14 protein-coding genes and 1 pseudogene are annotated in these 20,214 nt (G+C 36.5%); 13 read left to right on the top strand and 2 right to left on the bottom strand.

The window, feature by feature from the left end:
- Positions 1–498, top strand: a pseudogene (locus ACFXN8_RS02495) (hypothetical protein); the annotation flags it as partial.
- Between the two features lie 153 nt (positions 499–651).
- Here ACFXN8_RS02495 and ACFXN8_RS02490 read toward each other — a convergent pair.
- Positions 652–1,563, bottom strand: a complete 912-nt coding sequence (locus tag ACFXN8_RS02490; protein WP_376077194.1) for a LysR family transcriptional regulator — start codon at positions 1,561–1,563, stop codon at positions 652–654.
- 204 nt (positions 1,564–1,767) lie between these two features.
- On the opposite strand from ACFXN8_RS02490, the gene ACFXN8_RS02485 reads away from it, so the two are divergent.
- From ACFXN8_RS02485 to ald, 10 genes are all read left to right on the top strand, one after another.
- Positions 1,768–3,144, top strand: coding sequence for an aminotransferase family protein (locus ACFXN8_RS02485; RefSeq protein ID WP_370048016.1), 1,377 nt, complete (start codon positions 1,768–1,770; stop codon positions 3,142–3,144).
- A gap of 61 nt (positions 3,145–3,205) precedes the next feature.
- Positions 3,206–4,627 carry an NAD-dependent succinate-semialdehyde dehydrogenase gene (locus tag ACFXN8_RS02480; protein WP_386842526.1) on the top strand — a complete coding sequence of 474 codons (1,422 nt, stop codon included), beginning with the start codon at positions 3,206–3,208 and terminating at the stop codon, positions 4,625–4,627.
- A 167-nt stretch (positions 4,628–4,794) separates the two neighbouring features.
- A complete protein-coding gene (locus tag ACFXN8_RS02475; RefSeq protein ID WP_386842524.1) occupies positions 4,795–5,451 on the top strand; it encodes a GNAT family N-acetyltransferase in 657 nt (218 codons plus the stop codon).
- 157 nt (positions 5,452–5,608) lie between these two features.
- Positions 5,609–7,243: an amidohydrolase gene (locus ACFXN8_RS02470; protein WP_386842522.1), complete on the top strand. Its 1,635-nt coding sequence runs from the start codon at positions 5,609–5,611 to the stop codon at positions 7,241–7,243.
- Positions 7,244–7,360: 117 nt separating this feature from the next.
- On the top strand, positions 7,361–8,632 hold the full coding sequence (locus ACFXN8_RS02465; protein ID WP_386842520.1) for an APC family permease: 1,272 nt from the start codon (positions 7,361–7,363) through the stop codon (positions 8,630–8,632).
- A 54-nt stretch (positions 8,633–8,686) separates the two neighbouring features.
- Positions 8,687–10,075, top strand: coding sequence for an APC family permease (locus tag ACFXN8_RS02460; protein WP_376077177.1), 1,389 nt, complete (start codon positions 8,687–8,689; stop codon positions 10,073–10,075).
- A 77-nt stretch (positions 10,076–10,152) separates the two neighbouring features.
- A complete protein-coding gene (locus ACFXN8_RS02455) occupies positions 10,153–11,406 on the top strand; it encodes an ArgE/DapE family deacylase (RefSeq protein WP_376077175.1) in 1,254 nt (417 codons plus the stop codon).
- Positions 11,407–11,949: 543 nt separating this feature from the next.
- On the top strand, positions 11,950–13,260 hold the full coding sequence (locus ACFXN8_RS02450) for an aminotransferase family protein (protein WP_376077173.1): 1,311 nt from the start codon (positions 11,950–11,952) through the stop codon (positions 13,258–13,260).
- A gap of 22 nt (positions 13,261–13,282) precedes the next feature.
- Positions 13,283–14,704 (top strand): aldehyde dehydrogenase family protein, encoded by a 1,422-nt coding sequence (locus tag ACFXN8_RS02445; RefSeq protein WP_376077170.1) that lies wholly within the window; start codon positions 13,283–13,285, stop codon positions 14,702–14,704.
- A 26-nt stretch (positions 14,705–14,730) separates the two neighbouring features.
- A complete protein-coding gene (ald, locus tag ACFXN8_RS02440; RefSeq protein ID WP_376077168.1) occupies positions 14,731–15,876 on the top strand; it encodes an alanine dehydrogenase in 1,146 nt (381 codons plus the stop codon).
- A 132-nt stretch (positions 15,877–16,008) separates the two neighbouring features.
- On the opposite strand, the gene ACFXN8_RS02435 is transcribed toward ald, so the two are convergent.
- Positions 16,009–16,230 (bottom strand): DUF2188 domain-containing protein, encoded by a 222-nt coding sequence (locus ACFXN8_RS02435; RefSeq protein WP_386842516.1) that lies wholly within the window; start codon positions 16,228–16,230, stop codon positions 16,009–16,011.
- 1,086 nt (positions 16,231–17,316) lie between these two features.
- Here ACFXN8_RS02435 and ACFXN8_RS02430 point away from each other — a divergent pair.
- Both ACFXN8_RS02430 and ACFXN8_RS02425 read left to right on the top strand, forming a co-directional pair.
- The gene (locus ACFXN8_RS02430) at positions 17,317–18,597 is read left to right on the top strand and encodes a histidine--tRNA ligase (protein ID WP_386842538.1); all 1,281 of its coding nucleotides are present in this window, start codon (positions 17,317–17,319) and stop codon (positions 18,595–18,597) included.
- Between the two features lie 300 nt (positions 18,598–18,897).
- Positions 18,898–20,160 (top strand): MFS transporter, encoded by a 1,263-nt coding sequence (locus ACFXN8_RS02425; protein ID WP_386842514.1) that lies wholly within the window; start codon positions 18,898–18,900, stop codon positions 20,158–20,160.
- The last annotated feature ends 54 nt before the right edge of the window (positions 20,161–20,214 follow it).

Here is a 20,214-nt window from a genome sequence, read left to right as displayed (position 1 = left end):
GTAAAAGAATTATATAGAAAGAAAGCTTCCTACATCAAAGAAAAACATGGTGCGTTAGCAAATAAAATCTTGTCTCTTGGCGATGAGGTGTACATTGAAACCATGCATTTTAAAGGATTGGCAAAACGTACAAAAGAAACCAAAACAAATATACAGGGCAAAATCCAATCCAAAAAGCGCTTTGGAAAAAGCATTGGGAATCATGCCCCTGCCATGCTAGTGGAAATCATCCATCAAAAATTAGCGTACACAAAGCAAACTATACAGAAAGTAAATACGATAACCTTTAGAGCCAGTCAGTATAACCATGTGACAGATAGTTATGAAGCTACCCATAATGTCACAGAGAAATTTGAAAAAGTATCAACGGATATTTTTTATTACGTTCAGTTAGGAATAATAAAACCATTTGATATGGTTCTTTACGTGAAGTATTTAGAGTTATTTAACAAAGATTGTGGCTATGCATTTCCAACAATTTATCAGCTTGAGGATTAATTGAATTGCAGCCGCCAAAGTATTGTTTCGGTTAATAATCGATTAGTAGCCGTAGGATTGCTAATTCCTGATGTTAAAGTGAGAATGCTTATTTTTACTTATTATGCATTATCTACCGAATATTTTAACTTGAACGCCATTACTTAAATCACATTAATCATTGAAAATGCTTGTCATTTTCTCTGCAACCTCTTCGGTAATCGCAAGAAATCGTTTGGAAATTGATGTCATGTAACGATCCTTAAGTGTAATTATATTAAGTTTTGTTTGTAACACTGGATTTGCTAGTGGTCTAAGTACCGGTAAATCAGGAGAATTAAGTAGCTTGAAACAGCTAGGTACAAAGCAAATTCCTGCGCCTTTCATTACCATCATAAGTGTTGGTAATGTTTCTGTCCCCCAGTAAACGACATTAGGCGTAAATCCACTTTTTTGGCATGCCTCGATCACATCATCAGCAACACCTGATCCATAAGATGTTGTATTTAAAAGAAATCGTTCGTTTTTCAAGTCTGCAATATCAATAGAATCTTTTTCACATAGATGATGGTTGGGTGGAAGAGCTAAAAGTAAAGGTTCTGTTAGTAGTGTTGAAGTATGGATGTCCTCCGCTCTCACTGAAGTTCGGACAATTCCAATATCTATTTTATGACTTCTTAGTTCTTCTAAAATATATGATGTATTACCCTCGCGAACATGTGTAACTATGTTAGGAGTTTCCTTTTGAATTTTTTTTAAGACATTTGGCAAAATAAATAGATTTGCTGAAGTAGTACAACCCAATTTCACAGTACCTCTAATTCCTTCATGAAACTCGACTAATTTCTTCTCCGTATTCTCAGATAAATCAAGTAATTCTTTTCCTTTTTCATATAAAAATACTCCACTTGGTGTTAATTCAAGAGATCTACCTAAACGATTAAACAAAGTGACATTTAATTCTTGTTCAAACTTTCTAATTAAAATACTTAAGGGGGGTTGAGTCATTTGCAGTGCAGTAGCAGCTTTTGTAATGCTACCTTCCTCAACTACTGTAATAAAACAATGTAAACGATGAAGGTTCATTTTGATAACTCCTCCTTTTAGTATTCATAAAATATATGGAAGTCATATAAATATTATAATTTACATTATAAAAATGTAAAGATATACTATTTTCATAATTAAGAATAATTCAAAAATTGGATCTAAACTGTATTTCAGTTTAGTTGATACCAGAGTGTGTCTATCCAATCGCAAATTATTAATTTATAAATGGAGGTTTTATCAATGACAACTAAAATTACTCAACAATCAAAAACTGTAGAGTTAGCTAAACTGGACAAAAAGCACTTGCTACATCCAGCTACAAATCCGAAGGCTTTAATTGACAATGGACCGCCTATTATCTTTGTTAAAGGTAAAGGCGTTACAGTTACAAGTACGGATGATGTGGAATACATCGACGGGATGTCAATGCTTTGGAACGTGAACTTAGGACATGGGAATCAAGAACTTGCAGATGCTGGTAATAGTCAATTATCTACCCTCGCGTATGCATCATCATTTAAAGGATTCTCAAATGAACCATCCATTCTACTTGCTGAAAAATTAGCTGAGTTAGCACCAGGAGATTTAAATAGTGTATTCTACACTTCTGGTGGGTCAGAATCAAATGATACAGCAATTAAATTAGCTCGTTTCTACTGGGAGCTTAAAGGGAAATCAGAAAAAAGAAAGATTATTGCGCTAACGAATGCTTATCACGGTGTAACAATAGGAGCGCAAACAGCTACTGGTCTTGCAGCATACCACAAGTTTGCATCATCAAATATAGACGGAGTTGTTCGTGCAACAGCCCACCTATTAAACAGCGAGTTAGGTGATAAAAGTGACCCGAACTATGCAGATTCTATCCGTGGAACAATTGAAAGAGAAGGTGCTGAGACGATTGCCGGAATTATTATTGAACCTGTGCAAGGTGCGGGCGGAGTTAATATTCCACCAGAAGGTTACTTAGAAGCAGTTCGTAAAATCTGTGACGAGCACAATATCCTTTTTATGGCAGATGAAGTTATTTGTGGATTTGGTCGTACGGGGAAAATGTTTGGTGTAAACAACTGGAATGTTGTCCCTGATATGATGTCAATTGCAAAAGGAATTACGAGTGGTTATTCGCAACTTGGCGGGGTCATGATGAATGATGAAATTAGAGAAACAATTGCTAACTTCGATGCTGTTATCCCACATGGTTTCACATATAGTGGCCATCCGACTGCTTGTGCGATTGGACTGAAAAACATTGAAATACTAGAGCGTGATAATATTATTGACCACGTAAACGAAATGGAGAAAGAACTTAAAAAAGGTTTAGATTACTTAGCTGAAAAACATAGTATTGTAACAAATTGCAGAGTAATTGGTCTGTTGGCTGCATTTGAACTTTATGAAGATCCAACAAGTGGGAAATTGTTCGATCCAACTGTTTTCCCAGCAAATGCGGTAGTTGACGCATGTTTCAATCGCCAATTAATATTAAGAGCGCTTGGAGCATATAACCAAATTGTGGCAATTGCGCCACCGCTTATTATTAACAAAGAAGAAATTGAAAAAATGATTCAAATTATAGACGATTCGATTACTGCTTTTAAAAATACACGCAACTAAACTATTCCTATAAAGTAAGTTGAGTAGTGGTGGTTATAGTTAAAAAAGGGGAGGTTCTCTAGTGCTTTATATAAATGGTGAATGGCGAGATACAGGAAATAAATTAGATGTAACAAATCCTGCGACAGGAGAAATAATTAGAACTGTTGCTACAGGTGGTAAAACTGAAACTAAAGAAGCAATCGAAAGTGCGAAGAGAGCATTTGAATCCTGGGGTAAGACAACTGGAAATGAGCGCAGCAACTACCTGTTTCAAGTAGTTCAATTGATGAAAGAAAAAACAAAAGAATTAGCTGAAACAATTACACTTGAAAATGGTAAGCCTTTACCAGATGCTACTCGTGAAGTAGCAGGTGCGATCGGCTATCTAGAATGGTATGCAGAGGAAGCTAAGAGAATTTATGGGGAAACAATTCCTGCATCTGCAGCTGATAAACACTTAATGGTAATTCGCGAACCTGTTGGGGTATGTGCAGCTATTACACCATGGAATTTCCCGTTATCGATGATTACAAGAAAAATTGCACCTGCACTTGCTGCAGGTTGTACGATTGTTTTAAAACCGGCTGACTTAACTCCTCTTTCGGCGATAAAAGTATTCGAATGCTTTCATGAAGTTGGACTACCTGCTGGAGTTGCAAACCTGGTAATTGGCCCAGCTGAAGAAATTGGAAACGAGATGACGAGTAACCCAGACGTTCGTAAAATCACATTTACTGGCTCGACGCGTGTGGGGAAAAAACTTATCCGTGATTCGTCTGATACAGTGAAGAAAATATCAATGGAGCTTGGTGGACACGCACCGTATATTGTGTTTGAGGATGCTGATATTGACGCAGCAGTTAATGGTATCTTAGTGTCTAAGTTTATTAACTCAGGTCAAACTTGCATCAGCACCAACCGGATTTACGTAGCAGAAACTGTAGCTGATGAATTCTCAGAAAAGTTAGCTGAAAAGGTATCTAAATTAGTTGTAGGAAATGGATTAGAAGATGGCGTAAATGTCGGTCCAGTAATTAATAAAGTGGCTCTTGAAAAAGTGAAAAGTCAAGTAGAAGACGCTGTGAAACATGATGGTAAAGTAATTGCGGGTGGTAATGTATTTACATTAAATAATGGAAGCGGTTACTTCTTTGAGCCCACAGTTATTCAATATGCAAGCGATAATATGAAGATTACAACAGAAGAAACATTTGGACCAGTTGCACCAATTTATACATTTAAGACGGAAGAAGAGGTAGTTGAAAGAGCAAACCATCCTGAATATGGTCTTGCAGCTTATTGTTATACGCGAGACATTGGTCGAGGCTTACGAATGATGCGTGCTTTAGAGTTCGGAATTGTTGGTATTAATGATCCAGCTCCAGTGGTTGTACAAGCTCCGTTTGGTGGTATGAAGGAAAGTGGAATGGGGAAAGAAGGCGGTTGGTACGGACTTGAGGAGTACTTGGAGAAGAAGTTTGTATCGATTTATTTAAAATAATAAAAAATGTTACTAATCTAGGTAACTATATATATTGTAGTAGACTTATCTACATTCTCCATGTCTCCCATACATAGTTTCTAAAGAATGTATGGGAGACAGTCTACACAATTAATAAAGTAATAAACTTTAATTTAATTCCAATAAAATAAGAGGGTGAATTTATTATGTCTCAAGTAAATTTAAAAAATAATGGACAAGAAATAGTTGTCCGCAATATTTTAAAAGAGGATCTTGCTGAAGTTGCCGCACTTTCTATGAGGTGTTTCGGACCTGATATGGCATTAAAATATGAGCATTTTGAAAGTCAGATTGAGTTGTTTCCAGAAGGTCAAATTTGTCTAGAATATAACGGTAAAATTGTAGGAACCGCTTTAAGTCTAATTGTAAATTTTGAAGATTACGGAGATAGTCACTCATATTTTCAAATCTGTGATTTAGGATTTATTCGAAATCATAACCCTAATGGTAGAAACCTATATGGTATTGAGATTGGAGTACACGAAGATTTTAGAGGGTTACAATTGGGACGTCATTTGTATGATGGCCGAAAAAGAATATGTGAGAAACTTAACTTAGAAAGTATGTTAGTAGGTGGTCGTATACCTTTTTACTATAAATATGCTGAGCAGATGAGTGCAGATGAGTATGCACTAGAGGTAATGAAAGGGAAAATATATGATCCTGTATTAACATTCCAAATGAAAAACGGATACGTATTAAATAAAGTAATGCCAGGCTATTTACCTGGGGATGTTGAGTCATTAGAATATGCAACACTTTTGGAATGGAAAAATCCAGTTTACAAGCTTAAATTAGTATGAGTCTTTTGTCCGTTATGTTCGCCTATTTTAATAGGCGAACAGTGGATGCCCATTGTTTATTGCGATTATTTAACTTCTTTAGTTGTGTAAGCGCTTTCAATTGATTGTTATAAGAGTTCCATTAGAAGTAAATCTTAGGTAAAGAGAGGAGTTATAAATGGTTATCGCTGATAAAGTTATTTCGAGTGAAGCAGTATTTACAGGTTTAGAAAATGAAGCAAAGCCAGCTGCCATTGCGATTAAAGGTAACAAAATCATTGCGGTAGGTTCGATGGAGGAAATAAAACCATTTATAGGTTTAGACACGAAGGAATATCATTATGGCAACCAACTCATTATGCCAGGATTTCATGATGCGCACCTTCATCTCATGTTTGGTAGTCTTTTCTCGCATGCAAGTATCAATTTATCGGATGCTCATTCGGAAGAAGAAGTTGCTAGTTTAGTAAAGCAATTCTCGGAAAACGTGCATGCTGATGAGTGGATTATAGGCTATGGATGGGATCATACAAATTGGGCAGAGAAATGCTTGCCGACACGTTTTTCTTTAGACAAAGTAGTTCCTAATCGCCCGATTATTCTTTTCCACGCTGAAGGTCATTATTCGTGGGTTAATAGTTTAGCACTTGAAAATGCTAGGGTTACAAATGAAACTGAAGCCCCTCCTAATGGTACGATTCAAAAAGATGAAAATAATGAAATCACAGGAATTCTTCTTGAAACAGCAATGAATTTAGTTGTGGATATTGCTCTCGCATTTCCGGATAAACGGAAAGAAGAATTGTTTGAAGAGTTCTTAAAAAAATCAGCTCAATTAGGCATTACATCAGTAAATGATTTGTTTGCAAGTAGTTTTGATAAGTTAAATAGTTTCGATATGTATAAGGCATATGATGAAGCTGGAAAACTTACGACTCGAATTCATCTTTACCCTGAGTTAAATGATGATATAGATAGAGCGATAAGCTTGCGTGAAAAGTACAATTCCGAAAAATTACAGCTTGCAGGACTTAAGCAGTTTATTGATGGCGTTGTAACTGGACATACCGCATACATGTTAGATCCTTACTTAGACAAACCTATAACACAAGGGAGTACTGCTTTTCCTGTAGAAACGATCAAAAACTGGGTGACAAAAGCGGACAAAGAAGGATTTCAAATTCGCTTCCATACAATTGGTGATGGCGCAGTTAGGCTTGCTCTAGATATATTTGAAGCAGCAAGGATGGATAATGGTGTGAGAGATTCACGACATGCGCTAGAGCATATTGAAGTGATTCATCCGACAGATATTAAGAGATTTAAAGAATTGGGGGTTGTTCCATCTGTACAGCCTTCTCACCTAGCATTGATGCCAAAAGAAAGTCATACTTTGCGTGTCGGTAAAGAGAAAGACCCTTATACGTATTTATGTAAAACGTTATACGACGCAGTCGAGTATATTGCTCTTGGTACAGACTATCCAATAGCAACATTAGATCCTTTTAAAGAAATTTTCCATGCGATTACGAGACTAGACTTTACTGGTGATTATGAGTGGAATAGTCAAGAACAGATAACACTCGCAGAAGCGTTGAAAGCGTATACAAAAGGTTCAGCATACAGCACATTCAGAGAAAAAGATTTGGGTACATTAGAAGTTGGAAAATTAGCAGATATTATTGTACTAGATAAAAACCTCTTTGAAGTAGAAAATAAAGAAATTCTTCAAACGAAAGTTTTGTTAACAATTATGGACGGTGAAGTTGTTTATAGTGAATCAGTCTACTATCCTACTATTTTAGTTAATTGATCATTTTACTGGGAAGATTTTTTTATTACTATTCGAGGAGTGAAAAAAATAAAACATCCAGTTAATTTGTCTAGATCGCTTTCTTTAACGTCTGTTGTTGTTACTGGGACGGCCTTTATGGCTTTAACTACAGTGTTTAGCACATACGGCATAGCCTCTAAAATATCTCATGGTATGGTCGCTGGATCGTATGTACTTGCATTAATTGTGATGATGTTTACGGCTCACAGTTATGGTCAAATGGCAAAAGCGTACCCCATTGCGGGATCTGCCTATACCTATGCGCAAAAAGCTATTAATTCTCATGTTGGTTTCTTAGTGGGATGGGCAATTTTAATGGATTATCTCTTGATCCCAATGGTTAACTTTTTACTATTTGGTATTTTCTTCTCAGCTGCTATACCTGAAGTTCCACAGTATGTTTGGATACTTACATTAGTCGTTCTTGTGACGTTTGTAAATGTTAGAGGTGTAAAGTTAAGCGCAAATATCAACATGATTGTAACAGGCTTATCGGTATTATTTATAATTGTCTTTTGCATCTTATCAGTTAAATCAATAGTAACTGGAACCGGGACTGGCATTTTATTTAACCTTGATCCCTTTATTAATACCGAGGAGTCATTTAAGTATATAGTTGCTGGTGCTGCACTATTATGTTTCTCTTTCCTCGGTTTTGATGCAGTTTCTACTTTTTCAGAAGAAGTAAAAAATCCGGAGAAAAACATACCGCGTGCAATATCTTTAGTAACAATAATTGGTGGATTATGTTTTGTAGTCGTATCTTATTTTGCACATAATGTTTGGCCAGATTATACGAGTTTTAAAGATGCTGATTCTGCTTCCTATGAAATTATTTTCCTAGTAGGCGGGAATGCCTTACAAGCAGCATTCCTAGCAAAAACTGCAGTGGTTGTATTTGGTTCCGCGTCCGCATCTCAAGCAAGTGCTGCACGTGTATTATACGCAATGGGAAGAGATGGACAATTACCTAAAAATTTTTTTGGAAAACTAAATAAAAGAACGAGAACCCCGGTTAACAACATTTTATTAATTGGTCTTTTATCATTATCTGCATTGTTTTTAAGTCTAAACTTTGTCGCGTCTTTCATTAACTTTGGCGCCCTACTTGCATTTACTGTTGTGAATCTATCCGTTGTTTTTTTATATTACGGTAAGCGAAAAGAACGCTCCTTAAAGGGGATTATCTTCTATTTGATTTTTCCATTAATCGGAGCAGTACTTACAACTTGTTTGCTTTTCAACCTAGATGTTTATTCGATTGCTCTTGGTAGTGTTTGGTTAGGAATTGGTGTTATTTATTTATTATTTATGACAAAAGGTCTTAAGCATAAACCACCAGTGCTCAATACAGATCAGATTGATTAGTCGCAGTTTAAAACATTAATGAAGCAGCTAAAAATATGTAAAGGGGATGGATGAATGACAGATAACACTACGCTTAAAAGGTCATTAGGTGTTTGGTCAATTGTTGCACTGGGATTAGGATATATGACGCCTACAGTGGTCTTTGATACGTTTGGAATTGTATCAAAATTAACAAATGGTGTAGTACCAATGGCGTATTTTGTCGCCTTGTTAGTAATGGTATTGACAGCGATTAGTTATGGAAAGATGGTACAGGTATTCCCGGCTGCTGGTTCAGCATATACATACACCCGGGAAACAATGGGGTCTCACCTAGGATTCCTCGTAGGATGGGCATCGTTATTAGATTATTTATTATTACCTTTAGTTAATGCATTAATTATTCGAATATATATGGAATCTCTGTTTCCGAATGTACCTGTTTGGATTTGGGTTTTTGCTTATGTCATTGTAGTTACTGCAATTAATGCTTATAGTATGGAATCAACATCCAGCTTAAACTTTATACTCGTTGTTTTCACGATTTGTTTAATAGGTATCTTCATAATACTTGCTTCTGTACAACTTTATCACGGTATGGGAAATGGTACTTTATTCACGATTCATCCACTATCACATGAAAATGTGAAATTAATAGCCGTTTTAACTGGGGCAACAGTAGTAGCTTTCTCGTTTATCGGTTTCGACGCAATAACAATGTATACGGAAGAAGCAAAGGATACATCAACAGTTCCTAGAGCAATCCTTCTAACTGTTTTAATCGGTGGGGGTATTTTCTTTATTGCTTCTTATTTTACACAAGCATTATTCCCGGATGTTTCTGTGTTCGAAAATGTAGATGATACATTGCCGGAAATTGGTTTATATGTAGGAGGGAAGTTATTCCAACTGCTTTTCATTGCAGGAGCTTTCGCTGCTACTGTAGCTTCAGGACTTGCATCTCATGCAAGTGCTTCTCGTTTGCTGTTTGTTATGGGCAGAAATGGTGTACTTCCTAAAAAAACTTTCGGATACTTACACCCTAAATTTAGAACGCCTGTTTTTACGATTGTTTTGACGGGAATCGTATCATTATTTGCAATAGGACCAAATTTAGAATTAATTGCTTCAGTCATTAACTTTGGGGCATTAATTGCATTCACATTCGTTAACCTATCTGTTATTGTTCATTTCTATATACGTCAGAAAAGGAGATCAGGCAGTGAAACCTTTAAGTACTTAATTATGCCTTCTTTCGGAGCATTAGCTACTGGAGTTCTTTGGTATCATTTACACGCTGATGCATTTATAGGTGGAATCGTTTGGCTTATAATCGGAATCATTTATATGCTGTTTATAACAAGATTCTTTAAAAAAGAACTTGGAAGCATGGACTCTATTGATGACTTGGAGTCATTAGATAAAGAGATTTTTAATGAAGATAAGATTAAAGTCTTGAATTAATTATTTAGAGGATGAGAATCTCTTAGATAATCTTCCTCTTTTTAATGACACAAGAAGTAAATAAAGGAGTGATTGCTTTGAAAGAAAAAATTCGACTGTATATAGAAGAAAATAAAGAAGAATTATTTAAAATAATTCAAGATGTCGTACGTATAAAAAGCGTTGTTGGTAATGAACAAGAGATGCAATTATACATGAAAAAAAAATATGAAGAACTTAACTTGATTTTGCATGAGATTGAACCAAAATATGAGAAGGTTTCAGCTCATGAAGCGTTTATTGATTCAGGTATTCCGTTTGAAGACCGAAAAAATATTATCGGAATACATAAAGGTGTCTCCAATGGTAAGTCATTAACGATTCATGGGCATGTAGATGTTGTTTCTCCAGTACCATATTCAAACTGGACGATGGACCCATGGAGTGGAGATATTATTGGAAACAAGTTATACGGTCGAGGCTCTGCCGATATGAAAGCAGGACTTATTTCAAATTGGTTCGCATTGAAAACATTAATTGATTTAGGTTATCCAATTGCTGGAGATGTTCAGCTACATTCAGTAATAGAAGAAGAAGCTGGTGGTGGAGGCGGAGCTTTAGCATGTTTGGAGGAAGGCTTCGTAACAGAAGGGTACATTTCGACAGAGCCACATAATTTGAATATGACAATAAGTCATGGGGGGATTATGTATTTCCGAGTGTACGTAAAGGGAAGAACAGCGCATGCTGGTTTAGCGCATGAAGGCATAAATGCTATTTCAAAAATGATGAAAATCCTTAGTGCGCTGGATGAATTAAGTGAATGGCGTGCTAAAAATGTTAAGTTTGATTTATTTGAAAAGGGGTCTGGACAGTCCGTTCACTTAAACTTAGGTGTACTAAAAGCTGGGGACTGGGTATCGACAGTTCCAGGGGAAGCGATCCTCGAAGGAAGAATTGGTTTTATCCCAGGGGAAACTCGCGAAGAAATTAAGCAACTAGTACAAGAAACGATTATGAAATCTGTCTTAGGCGATGAGTGGATGGATAAAAACCCACCTGTTATAGAGTGGTTTGGATGGTCAACGGAGCCATGGTACCAAGATCCTGAGAACCCTTTTGTAAAATTATTCATCGAAAATGCAGAAGATGTTATGGGACATAAAGTAATAATGGTTGGAAGAGCTGGAGGAAATGATGCACGATTTACTCAGTATTACGGAAAACAAGGATTGTGCTTTGGGCCAATTGGAGAAAATATGCATGGACCAGATGAATGTGTTCATTTAGATAGCGTAGTAGAAGTAACTAATGTTTTGGCAAATTATATTATTAAGTGGAGCGAGAGTTAATCATCGTTAACTTTTGGGAATATCCATTTCAAACTAATATAGTGTCTCTCATAATGCTTCTAGCTTGGGTAGCTGAATGATTAGGAATGTTATGGAAAAAGGGGGTAGGCTTAATGCAATTGGTATTAGAATAAAAACAAAATCTAGCATTAAAAATGACATAAGAAATGCAACAATCTTTGCAACTTCTATAAATGTCGTCATTTGAATCGCATGACTATTTATCGGACAAAGCGATCGAAAACCATTTAATAAATATTGAGAAGATGGTACTTATGAATAATCAACCTAGCACTGTTAGTACAACCAAACGAATAAGTGAGGAGTATTTGTACACTAAAAAAACTTTTAATCGGGAAATTATTAGTGTGGAAAATTATTTGATAAAACAAATCTCTCTTAACAATTAAATCGTCGAAACAATTCCTGTATTCGAAATTGATTGAAAATTAAATTAATTTATTTCCGAGATGTAAGTAAATCACATTTTAGTAGTTGGCAAGCTTATTGTTTAAAAACATTTAAAAGAGAGGATGTATTTTTATGAAAAGAAATTATTCTGTTGAAGAACTTAAAGTGTTAGACCAAAAGCATTTTCTACACCCTACTTCACCAGTAAAGACGGAAAATGGACCGGCATTTATTTTTACAGAAGGAAAAGGTGTTTATCTGTATGATATTACAGGTAAAAAAGTTATTGATGGTATGTCTTCGCTTTGGAATGTGAATATCGGACATGGTAGAACAGAACTTGGTGAAGTAGCGAAGGAACAAATGGATAAATTAGCCTTCAGTTCTTGTTTTGCAACGTTTAGTAATGAGCCTGCTATTCTATTAGCAAAAAAGTTAGCAGAATTAGCACCTGGTGATTTAAATACTACATTTTTTACGTCCGGTGGTTCCGAATCCAATGATAGCGCCTATAAATTGGCTCGTCATTATTGGATATTAAAAGGGGAAACTTCTCGAAAAAAAATTATCTCAAGATCGAGATCTTATCACGGGGTGGCAATCGGTGCTACAAGTGCGACGGGTTTAAAAGGATTTCGTGATTTTACAAATTCTAATGCACCGGATTTTCTATTCGTAGATCATTTCTCCTTACAGGCTTTACGTGATTTGATTGAAACTGAAGGTCCAGAAACAATAGCTGCTTTTATCACCGAGCCAGTACAAGGTGCAGGGGGGGTGCATGTTGCACCGGATAATTATTTCAAAGAAATTCGTGAAATTTGCAATGAGTACGGTATTTTGATGATAACTGATGAAGTTATCACAGGATTTGGTAGGACGGGTAAGTTCTTTGCGATGGAACATTTTAATGTGGTACCGGATATGATGTGCTTTGCAAAAGGTATTACTAGTGGATATGCACAATTAGGTGGTGTAATGATCTCAGAGAAAATACACCAAGAATTTTCTGAGTTATCAGAAGGAACTATATTGCATGGATACACTTATAGTGGTCATCCAATGGCCTGTGCAATTGGGTTGAAAAACATTGAAATTATAGAGAAAGATAATTTAGTAGCAAATGCAGAAATTCGTGGTCAAGAGCTATTAGCAGGGTTAAAAGTATTACAAGCGAAGTATCCATTTATTGTAGATGCAAGAGGTTTAGGTTTAATGGCAGGCATAGAAATCTCTTATGAAGGAAGACTCCTCGCTCCGCAAATAGTGACAGAGGCAGCAAAGTTGGGATTGATATGTCGCTCTGTTGTCCTAGATGCTCAAGATATTGTTGTATTTTCACCACCATTATCAATAAGCCAAAAGGAGTTAAGAGATTTATTAGATATTCTAGAAAAAGCGATTCAAGAAGTAGAGAATCAGGTATTGGCAAGTAAGTTGTAATACGAAAGGTGAGGTAATTATAATGAGGAAAAATTTATTTATCAATGGGGATTGGGTGGAAGCAGCAGAGTATACAGAATTATGCTCTCCATATAGTAGCGAGGTCATTGCAGAAATACCGAAGGCAAATGTCGAGGAAGTAGAAGCAGCTTTAGTAGCTGCCGATGCTGCACGTAAAACGATGGCGAATATGCCTTTGTATAAGCGTGCGATTATTCTTGAAAAATTAGCTTCTTTATTAGAAGCACGTGCTGAAGAAGCAGCAGAGCTAATAGCACTAGAAGCAGCCAAGCCTATTTCAACCGCCAAAGCTGAAGTTCAGCGTACAATTCAAACGTATAAATTTGCTGCTGAAGAAGCAAAGCGAATACACGGAGAAACAATTCCTGTGGATGCTGCCCCCGGTGGAGACGGGCGCATTGCCTATACGGTTCGTGAACCATTAGGCATCGTGGCAGCTATTACACCTTTTAATTTCCCAATGAATCTAGTAGCTCATAAAGTAGGGCCAGCAATAGCATCAGGTAACACGGTTGTATTAAAACCTGCAAGTCAAACACCATTAACTTCCTATTTTATTGGTGAATTATTAGTAGAGGCAGGATTACCGAAGGGTGCGTTAAATATCGTTACTGGTGCAGGTTCTTTAATTGGTAACAAATTAGTCACGGATAATCGCGTGAAAAAGATTTCTTTTACAGGTAGCCCCGCTGTAGGTATTGGCATACGCAATCAAGCAGGTCTTAAGAAAGTAACGCTTGAATTGGGTTCTAATGCGGCTGTTATTATCGATGAAAATGTTAATATTGATAAATTAATTCCACGTGTCGTTTCCGGTGCATTTGCATTCCAAGGGCAGGTATGTATTTCAGTTCAACGAATCTATGTTCACGAAAAAATGTATGATTTGTTTGTAGATAAATTTGTAGCAGCTACAAAAGAGTTGAAACTTGGTGATCCCCTAGATCCTACAACGGATGTTTCAGCCTTAATTAGTCCACAAGATGTAAAACGAACATTAAGTTGGATTGAAGAAGCAAAGGGGCAAGGGGCAATTATTGCAACTGGTGGAGAATCTGAAGGGAATATCTTACAACCTACCGTACTATTAAATGTAAAACCGGAGCAGAAGGTTTCCTGTCAGGAGGTATTCGCACCAATCGTATCTATTATGAAGTTTACATCTATTCAAGAGGCATTTGATCAAGTAAATGACTCCAAATATGGTTTGCAAGCTGGTATTTATACAGATAATATCCATGTTGCTTTACAGGCAACGCAAAAACTCCATGTAGGTGGTGTCATTATAAATGATATTCCTACATTCCGTTTAGATCATCTACCATATGGTGGCGTAAAGGAAAGTGGTATGGGAAGAGAAGGGCTGAAGTATGCAATTGAGGAAATGACAGAAATGAAACTTGTAGTTATAAACCAAAACTAATAAAAAAATAGGTAGGAGGAAATATAATGATAATTGGTGTACCTAAAGAAATAAAAAATAATGAAAATCGAGTAGGAATTACTCCAGCAGGTGTTGTGGCTTACAAAAAAGGTGGTCATGAAGTAATAATTGAATCGAGTGCAGGGCTAGGTAGTGGATTTACAGACCAAGATTATTTAGATGTAGGCGCTCAAATTACTAAATCGACTAAGGAAGCTTGGGATGTTGATATGGTGATTAAAGTGAAGGAGCCGATTCAGGAGGAGTACAAATATTTTAAAGAGAATCTAATTCTCTACACATACCTACATTTAGCTCCAGAGCCAGAATTAACGAAAGCTTTGCTTGAAAGTAAAGTTACTGGAATTGCTTATGAAACAATTCAATTAGATTCAGGTGCCTTACCGTTGTTAACGCCAATGAGTGAAGTTGCAGGCCGAATGTCTGTACAAATTGGTGCACAGTTTTTAGAAAATTCCAAAGGAGGAAAAGGAGTTCTCTTAGGTGGTATTCCTGGTGTTGCACCTGGAAATGTAGTGATTGTAGGTGCTGGAGTTGTCGGGACGAATGCTGCGAAAATGGCAGTAGGATTAGGTGCAAACGTAACAATTTTAGACGTTAATATTACACGCTTAAGTCAAATAGATGATATGTTCCAAGGACGTGTTCGTACACTTGCATCAAATACCTACAATATCGCTGAAGCAGTGAAAACAGCAGATTTGTTAATTGGTGCTGTGCTAATTCCAGGTTCACGTGCACCACAACTAGTTTCAAAAGAAATGATTCAAACGATGCAAAAGGGGTCTGTTGTAGTGGATGTAGCGGTAGATCAAGGGGGTTCTATTGAAACAATTGATCGAATTACTACTCATAGTAATCCTACTTATGAAGTATACGGTGTTGTGCATTACGCAGTTGCAAATATGCCAGGTGCTTGCGCGCGTACCTCAACAATGGGCTTGTCAAATGTAACTGTTCCATACGGTTTGCAAATAGCTAATAAAGGCTATCGCCAAGCTGCTTTAGATAATCCTGTTTTAGCGAAGGGGATAAACGTAGTAAATGGAAAAATAGTATATAAAGCGGTAGCTGATGCACATGGATTACCATATACGGATCTACAAGTAGAATTAGCAGCAGATTCAACTTCGGCGTTAGCAGTTAAATAGAATAAGAGAAATAATGTTATTTGAAATGAAAAGAAGGTGAAAATTGGTAGGGAACGTAATCTACCAAGCTTTCACCTTCTTTTCTATTTTTAAATTTCGACCTATTAATATAGTGGTGAATAGATATTAATATTAGCCTCTTGGTGGATAAGGGTCGTTTCCATAACTATTTTTTTCACGGATTCGACCTTGTTTATTGTGAAGCAATTCAGATTTTTGGTTTATGGCGATATCTCGACCATATTGAATAGCTTCATATTGTGTGTTGAATATTTTGGTCGCTTTCGAATTGCCTGCTCCTTTAACCTGATAACCGCCATTTGGATGCGGTGTAATATGTTGATTTTTCCCCATTACAATATCTCCTTTGTTTGGTTATTGTGGGAGGGGAACATATTAATTGAAATCCAACTAGCTAGAGGTGACCCAATAAGTGCCCCTATAAGACCGATCATAATCAATTATATATACTTTATAGTGTGTGCTCGCTCTGCATTATACCCTTTCACGAACGGAATCTCGTCTAATACCCTTACCATCTGCCTTACGTCTCCACGCTCCAGCAGCTTCTCTTAGCCGTTTTGTTTCACTATCTAAATTTAATACTTAGAGAAATAAGCACTTTCGCTTATGATTCAGTTTTCCAGTACTCGGTCAGTCGAGGTTCTGTACTAATGGATTGTATGTGGAGGTGCTTTTTTTTTTGTCCAAAAAGAAGGGAATATTTGAAATACAGCTTTACTATTCCGTTTTAAAATTGATACAACCTTATCAAACTTCGCACAGAAACATTCTTCCATTGCTACTTGTTCCATGTATTGATCTAGCCATACCTTATAAAGTAACGCAGAGTGACTTAATCCGCCATGTATATAAAACAATGTGCACCTTTTCGGTACGTACGACGAATCGCTAGCTACCTGAATTTTTCTAGGATAGCTGGATATTTAATACATGTTGCCTGGATGTTTTTTGACCAAGGCATGAAAGCATTTAAAAACTTTAGTTGTCGATGAATCGGTAAACTTGTCAGTTCTGTCATTAGCTTTATTAAGTATGGGTAGAAATTACTGTCGTTTGTATTAATATCAACTTCTATTTAATAATTTGGGATCAAATTGGTATTTTGGTTTTCTTTTATCCTTAATGTTGTAAATCCGCATAAATCTGACGAGACCCTATATAGAAAAAGTTTTGATTTTTTGGGGGATGTGATGTATAGTCTTTCTAAACTCTAAGGGAGGAACATTATGTTAAAAATAAGGATTAATACCTTTATTACAACACATCATCATATGTAATAGTCTTGCTATCTTTATTAAATTTTTAATATTGCATAGGAAGACTATTTTTCGTGGAATCGTATAAATAAAGCCGAATTGAGAGCTTTATGGTTATACGGTTTTTTTATTTGCCAAAAAAATAAGGAGGCTTTTTATGATAAAAAAAATGGATTATCAAAATGTACGAGGAACGCAAGATTATTTACCAGAGCAGGAGGCACTTCGTCGTAAAATTCGGAGAACGTTTGAAGATACATTTATCGCGTATGGGTGCAAACCGCTTGAGACGCCGATTCTTAACTATACAGATTTAATGGCTTCAAAATATGCGGGAGGCGCAGAAATTTTACAGGAGATATATACGCTAACGGATCGTGGAGAAAGGGACCTAGCATTACGCTATGATTTAACGATTCCATTTGCGAAAGTGGTCGCAATGAATCCGACGATTTCTATGCCATTTAAGCGTTACGAAATAGGGAAGGTTTTTCGTGATGGTCCAATAAAAGCGGGGCGTTTCCGTGAATTTACGCAATGTGATGTTGATATTGTAGGGGTAGAATCGCAGGCAGCGGAAGCAGAGCTTATGATGATGGTAGTCGATGCTTTTAAGAAGCTAGATGTAACAGTTACGATTCAGTACAATAACCGCAAGCTTTTGTATGGCTTACTACAAACGTTCGAAGTGCCTGAAGCACAGATGAATCGGGTCATTTTGATTTTAGATAAAATGGAAAAGATTGAACGAGCAACGTTAGTGAAGGAATTGACGGAACTAGGGCTTTCCGAAAAGTCTTTGCAGGACATAGTGCAATTTTTAGATGCAATGCCAACACTGAAGTACTTTAAATCGTTTGTTTCTAAAAATGAATTTGTTAGTCAAGGGCTACAAGAATTAACAGAACTAGCCGACTATTTATTCACATTAGGAATTGAAAAACAATGTGTGTTTAATCCGTTTTTAGCACGCGGGCTCGAAATTTACACAGGTACGATTTACGAAATTTTTTTAGCGGATGGCATGATTAAATCGAGCATCGGGAGCGGTGGTCGCTATGATAATGCGATTGGTGGACTACTTGGTACAAATGATTCATTTGCAACGGTGGGGATTTCATTTGGGTTAGATGTGATTTATACAGCATTTGAGCTAACAGGGAAAGCAGAGAAGCGAGAATCAGATATCGATATTTACATCATTCCAATTAGAACAGAAAAAGAGGCACTTGTTTTGGCTACAGCACTACGTAACGAGGGCAATCGAGTAGAGGTTGAGCTAAGTGGCAAAAAAGTCCGAAAAGCAATGGATAAAGCCAATCGAGAGGATATCCAAAAGACAATTGTACTTGGCGAGAATGAAGTAACTGCGAATCGTTATAAAATGAAAGATATGAATAGTGGAGAAGAACAGCTATTTAATTTTGTGTTTGATAAATAATGAAATGCCAGGCTTTCTATTTGATAGAGGGCCAGCGTTAAGACTACCCAGCAATAATATGTGTTCAAGATTTAAAGCAATTGAACAAACAACAATTAATAAATGAGATAGATGGGTTAGCATATACAAGACAGTTAAAAGATTTCAAGCTCGAAATATTCCTCCGAGCTCGTCGTAATAACTAGAGAACTAAAAGTATTTTTAACCAAATTCAAATTATAAAACTACTTTGAAAAACAGGTTTTTAACGTTACCTATAATTCATATATATATAGTAAAAGCTAATAGGGGTAGAAATCATTGGACAAACAAAATAGCAGATATAGATGGGTTGTATTTGTTTCTGTATTATTTACTTATTTGTTAATGGCGAGTCAACGAACCGCCCCTGGACTGATTACAGACCAATTGATGCGAGATTTTAATGTAACAGCATCAACGATTGGGTTATTGACGAGTATACAATTTTTTGTATACACGAGTTTGCAAATTCCGATGGGGATTTTGGCTGATCGATTTGGGCCCAATTTTTTTCTAATTATTGGTGCTACTCTTACAGGTTTAGGGACAATTGTTTATAGTCTGGGTACACATGAATTTGTCCTGTTTTTTGCCAGAATACTAACTGGGGTAGGGGATGCGACCATATGGGTTAACATGGTGCTAATTTTGGCCCAATGGTTTCAACCAAAGGAATTTGTTCGATTAATTGGCCTGGCGGGCATGACAGGAAGTCTTGGTTTTTTATTGGCGACAGTACCTTACTCCACGTGGATACTTTTATTTGGTTGGAGGGTAACATTTTTCTCAGTAGGACTACTATTATGTTTATGTGGCATTCTCCTTTATTTTGTACTTGTAAAAAAAACAAAACAAATTTTTGGGGATGAGCAAGAAGTTGATACAGCAAAAGTGCAACGTGAAAAAACATCCGTTTTACTACGAAGAATATTTTCAAATCCGCAAGCGTGGGCTCTATTCTTTTGCCATTTTGGGGTAGTCGGCGGTTATGTAGGCTTTATCAGTTCATGGGCAGTACCATATGGGATGAATATGTATGAAATGACTCGCTCAGATGCCAGCCAGCTGATTATGATCGGTCTTATCGGGGCCCTTATTGGAGCACCTCTAGCTAGTTGGATTTCAAGTCGGTTAGAAACAATTAAAAAACCGTATATTGTCGTTCATATCATTGTTTTATTAGGGTGGTTTTCTTTCCTTTTATGTAATGGGCATCCTTCCTTGTTCTTTCTAATTATTATTTTCTTTATCATTGGCTTTGGATATGGGGCAAGTGCATTAACCTTTGCAGCTGTACGTCAATCTTTTAAACTTGAAGAATCAGGAATTGTTTCAGGGATTGCGAATACGGGCGGCTTTCTAAGTGCTGTATTGCTACCCATCATTTTTGGATATATATTGGATCATTTTCAATCAACTTCAGGAAATCTATTTGATGGATATTACTATGGCTTCATCACGCCAGTTATCTTCTCTATCGTTGGTTTGATTGGAGTGATTTTATTTAAGGAAAACGTAAATAAGAATAACAAGCAGGGGTGAAGAGCATGGAAGCAAAGCAACCGTTCTCTGCTCCTGTTTTTTATTCCTTTATCA

It is taken from the genome of Lysinibacillus sp. NPDC059133, assembly GCF_042755925.1.
Classification (GTDB): Bacteria; Bacillota; Bacilli; order Bacillales_A; family Planococcaceae; genus Lysinibacillus.
Note: the sequence above shows the minus strand (reverse complement) of the source record. Positions and strands in the feature narration are given on the sequence as shown.

Bases quoted from the DNA above. Each gene is read 5' to 3' on its own strand.
- ACFXN8_RS02490 (WP_376077194.1), bottom strand. From the start codon at position 1,563: ATGAACCTTCATCGTTTACATTGTTTTATTACAGTAGTTGAGGAAGGT.
- ACFXN8_RS02485 (WP_370048016.1), top strand. From the start codon at position 1,768: ATGACAACTAAAATTACTCAACAATCAAAAACTGTAGAGTTAGCTAAA.
- ACFXN8_RS02475 (WP_386842524.1), top strand. From the start codon at position 4,795: ATGTCTCAAGTAAATTTAAAAAATAATGGACAAGAAATAGTTGTCCGC.
- ACFXN8_RS02470 (WP_386842522.1), top strand. From the start codon at position 5,609: ATGGTTATCGCTGATAAAGTTATTTCGAGTGAAGCAGTATTTACAGGT.
- ACFXN8_RS02465 (WP_386842520.1), top strand. From the start codon at position 7,361: ATGGCTTTAACTACAGTGTTTAGCACATACGGCATAGCCTCTAAAATA.
- ACFXN8_RS02460 (WP_376077177.1), top strand. From the start codon at position 8,687: ATGACAGATAACACTACGCTTAAAAGGTCATTAGGTGTTTGGTCAATT.
- ACFXN8_RS02450 (WP_376077173.1), top strand. From the start codon at position 11,950: ATGAAAAGAAATTATTCTGTTGAAGAACTTAAAGTGTTAGACCAAAAG.
- ACFXN8_RS02445 (WP_376077170.1), top strand. From the start codon at position 13,283: ATGAGGAAAAATTTATTTATCAATGGGGATTGGGTGGAAGCAGCAGAG.
- ald (WP_376077168.1), top strand. From the start codon at position 14,731: ATGATAATTGGTGTACCTAAAGAAATAAAAAATAATGAAAATCGAGTA.
- ACFXN8_RS02435 (WP_386842516.1), bottom strand. From the start codon at position 16,230: ATGGGGAAAAATCAACATATTACACCGCATCCAAATGGCGGTTATCAG.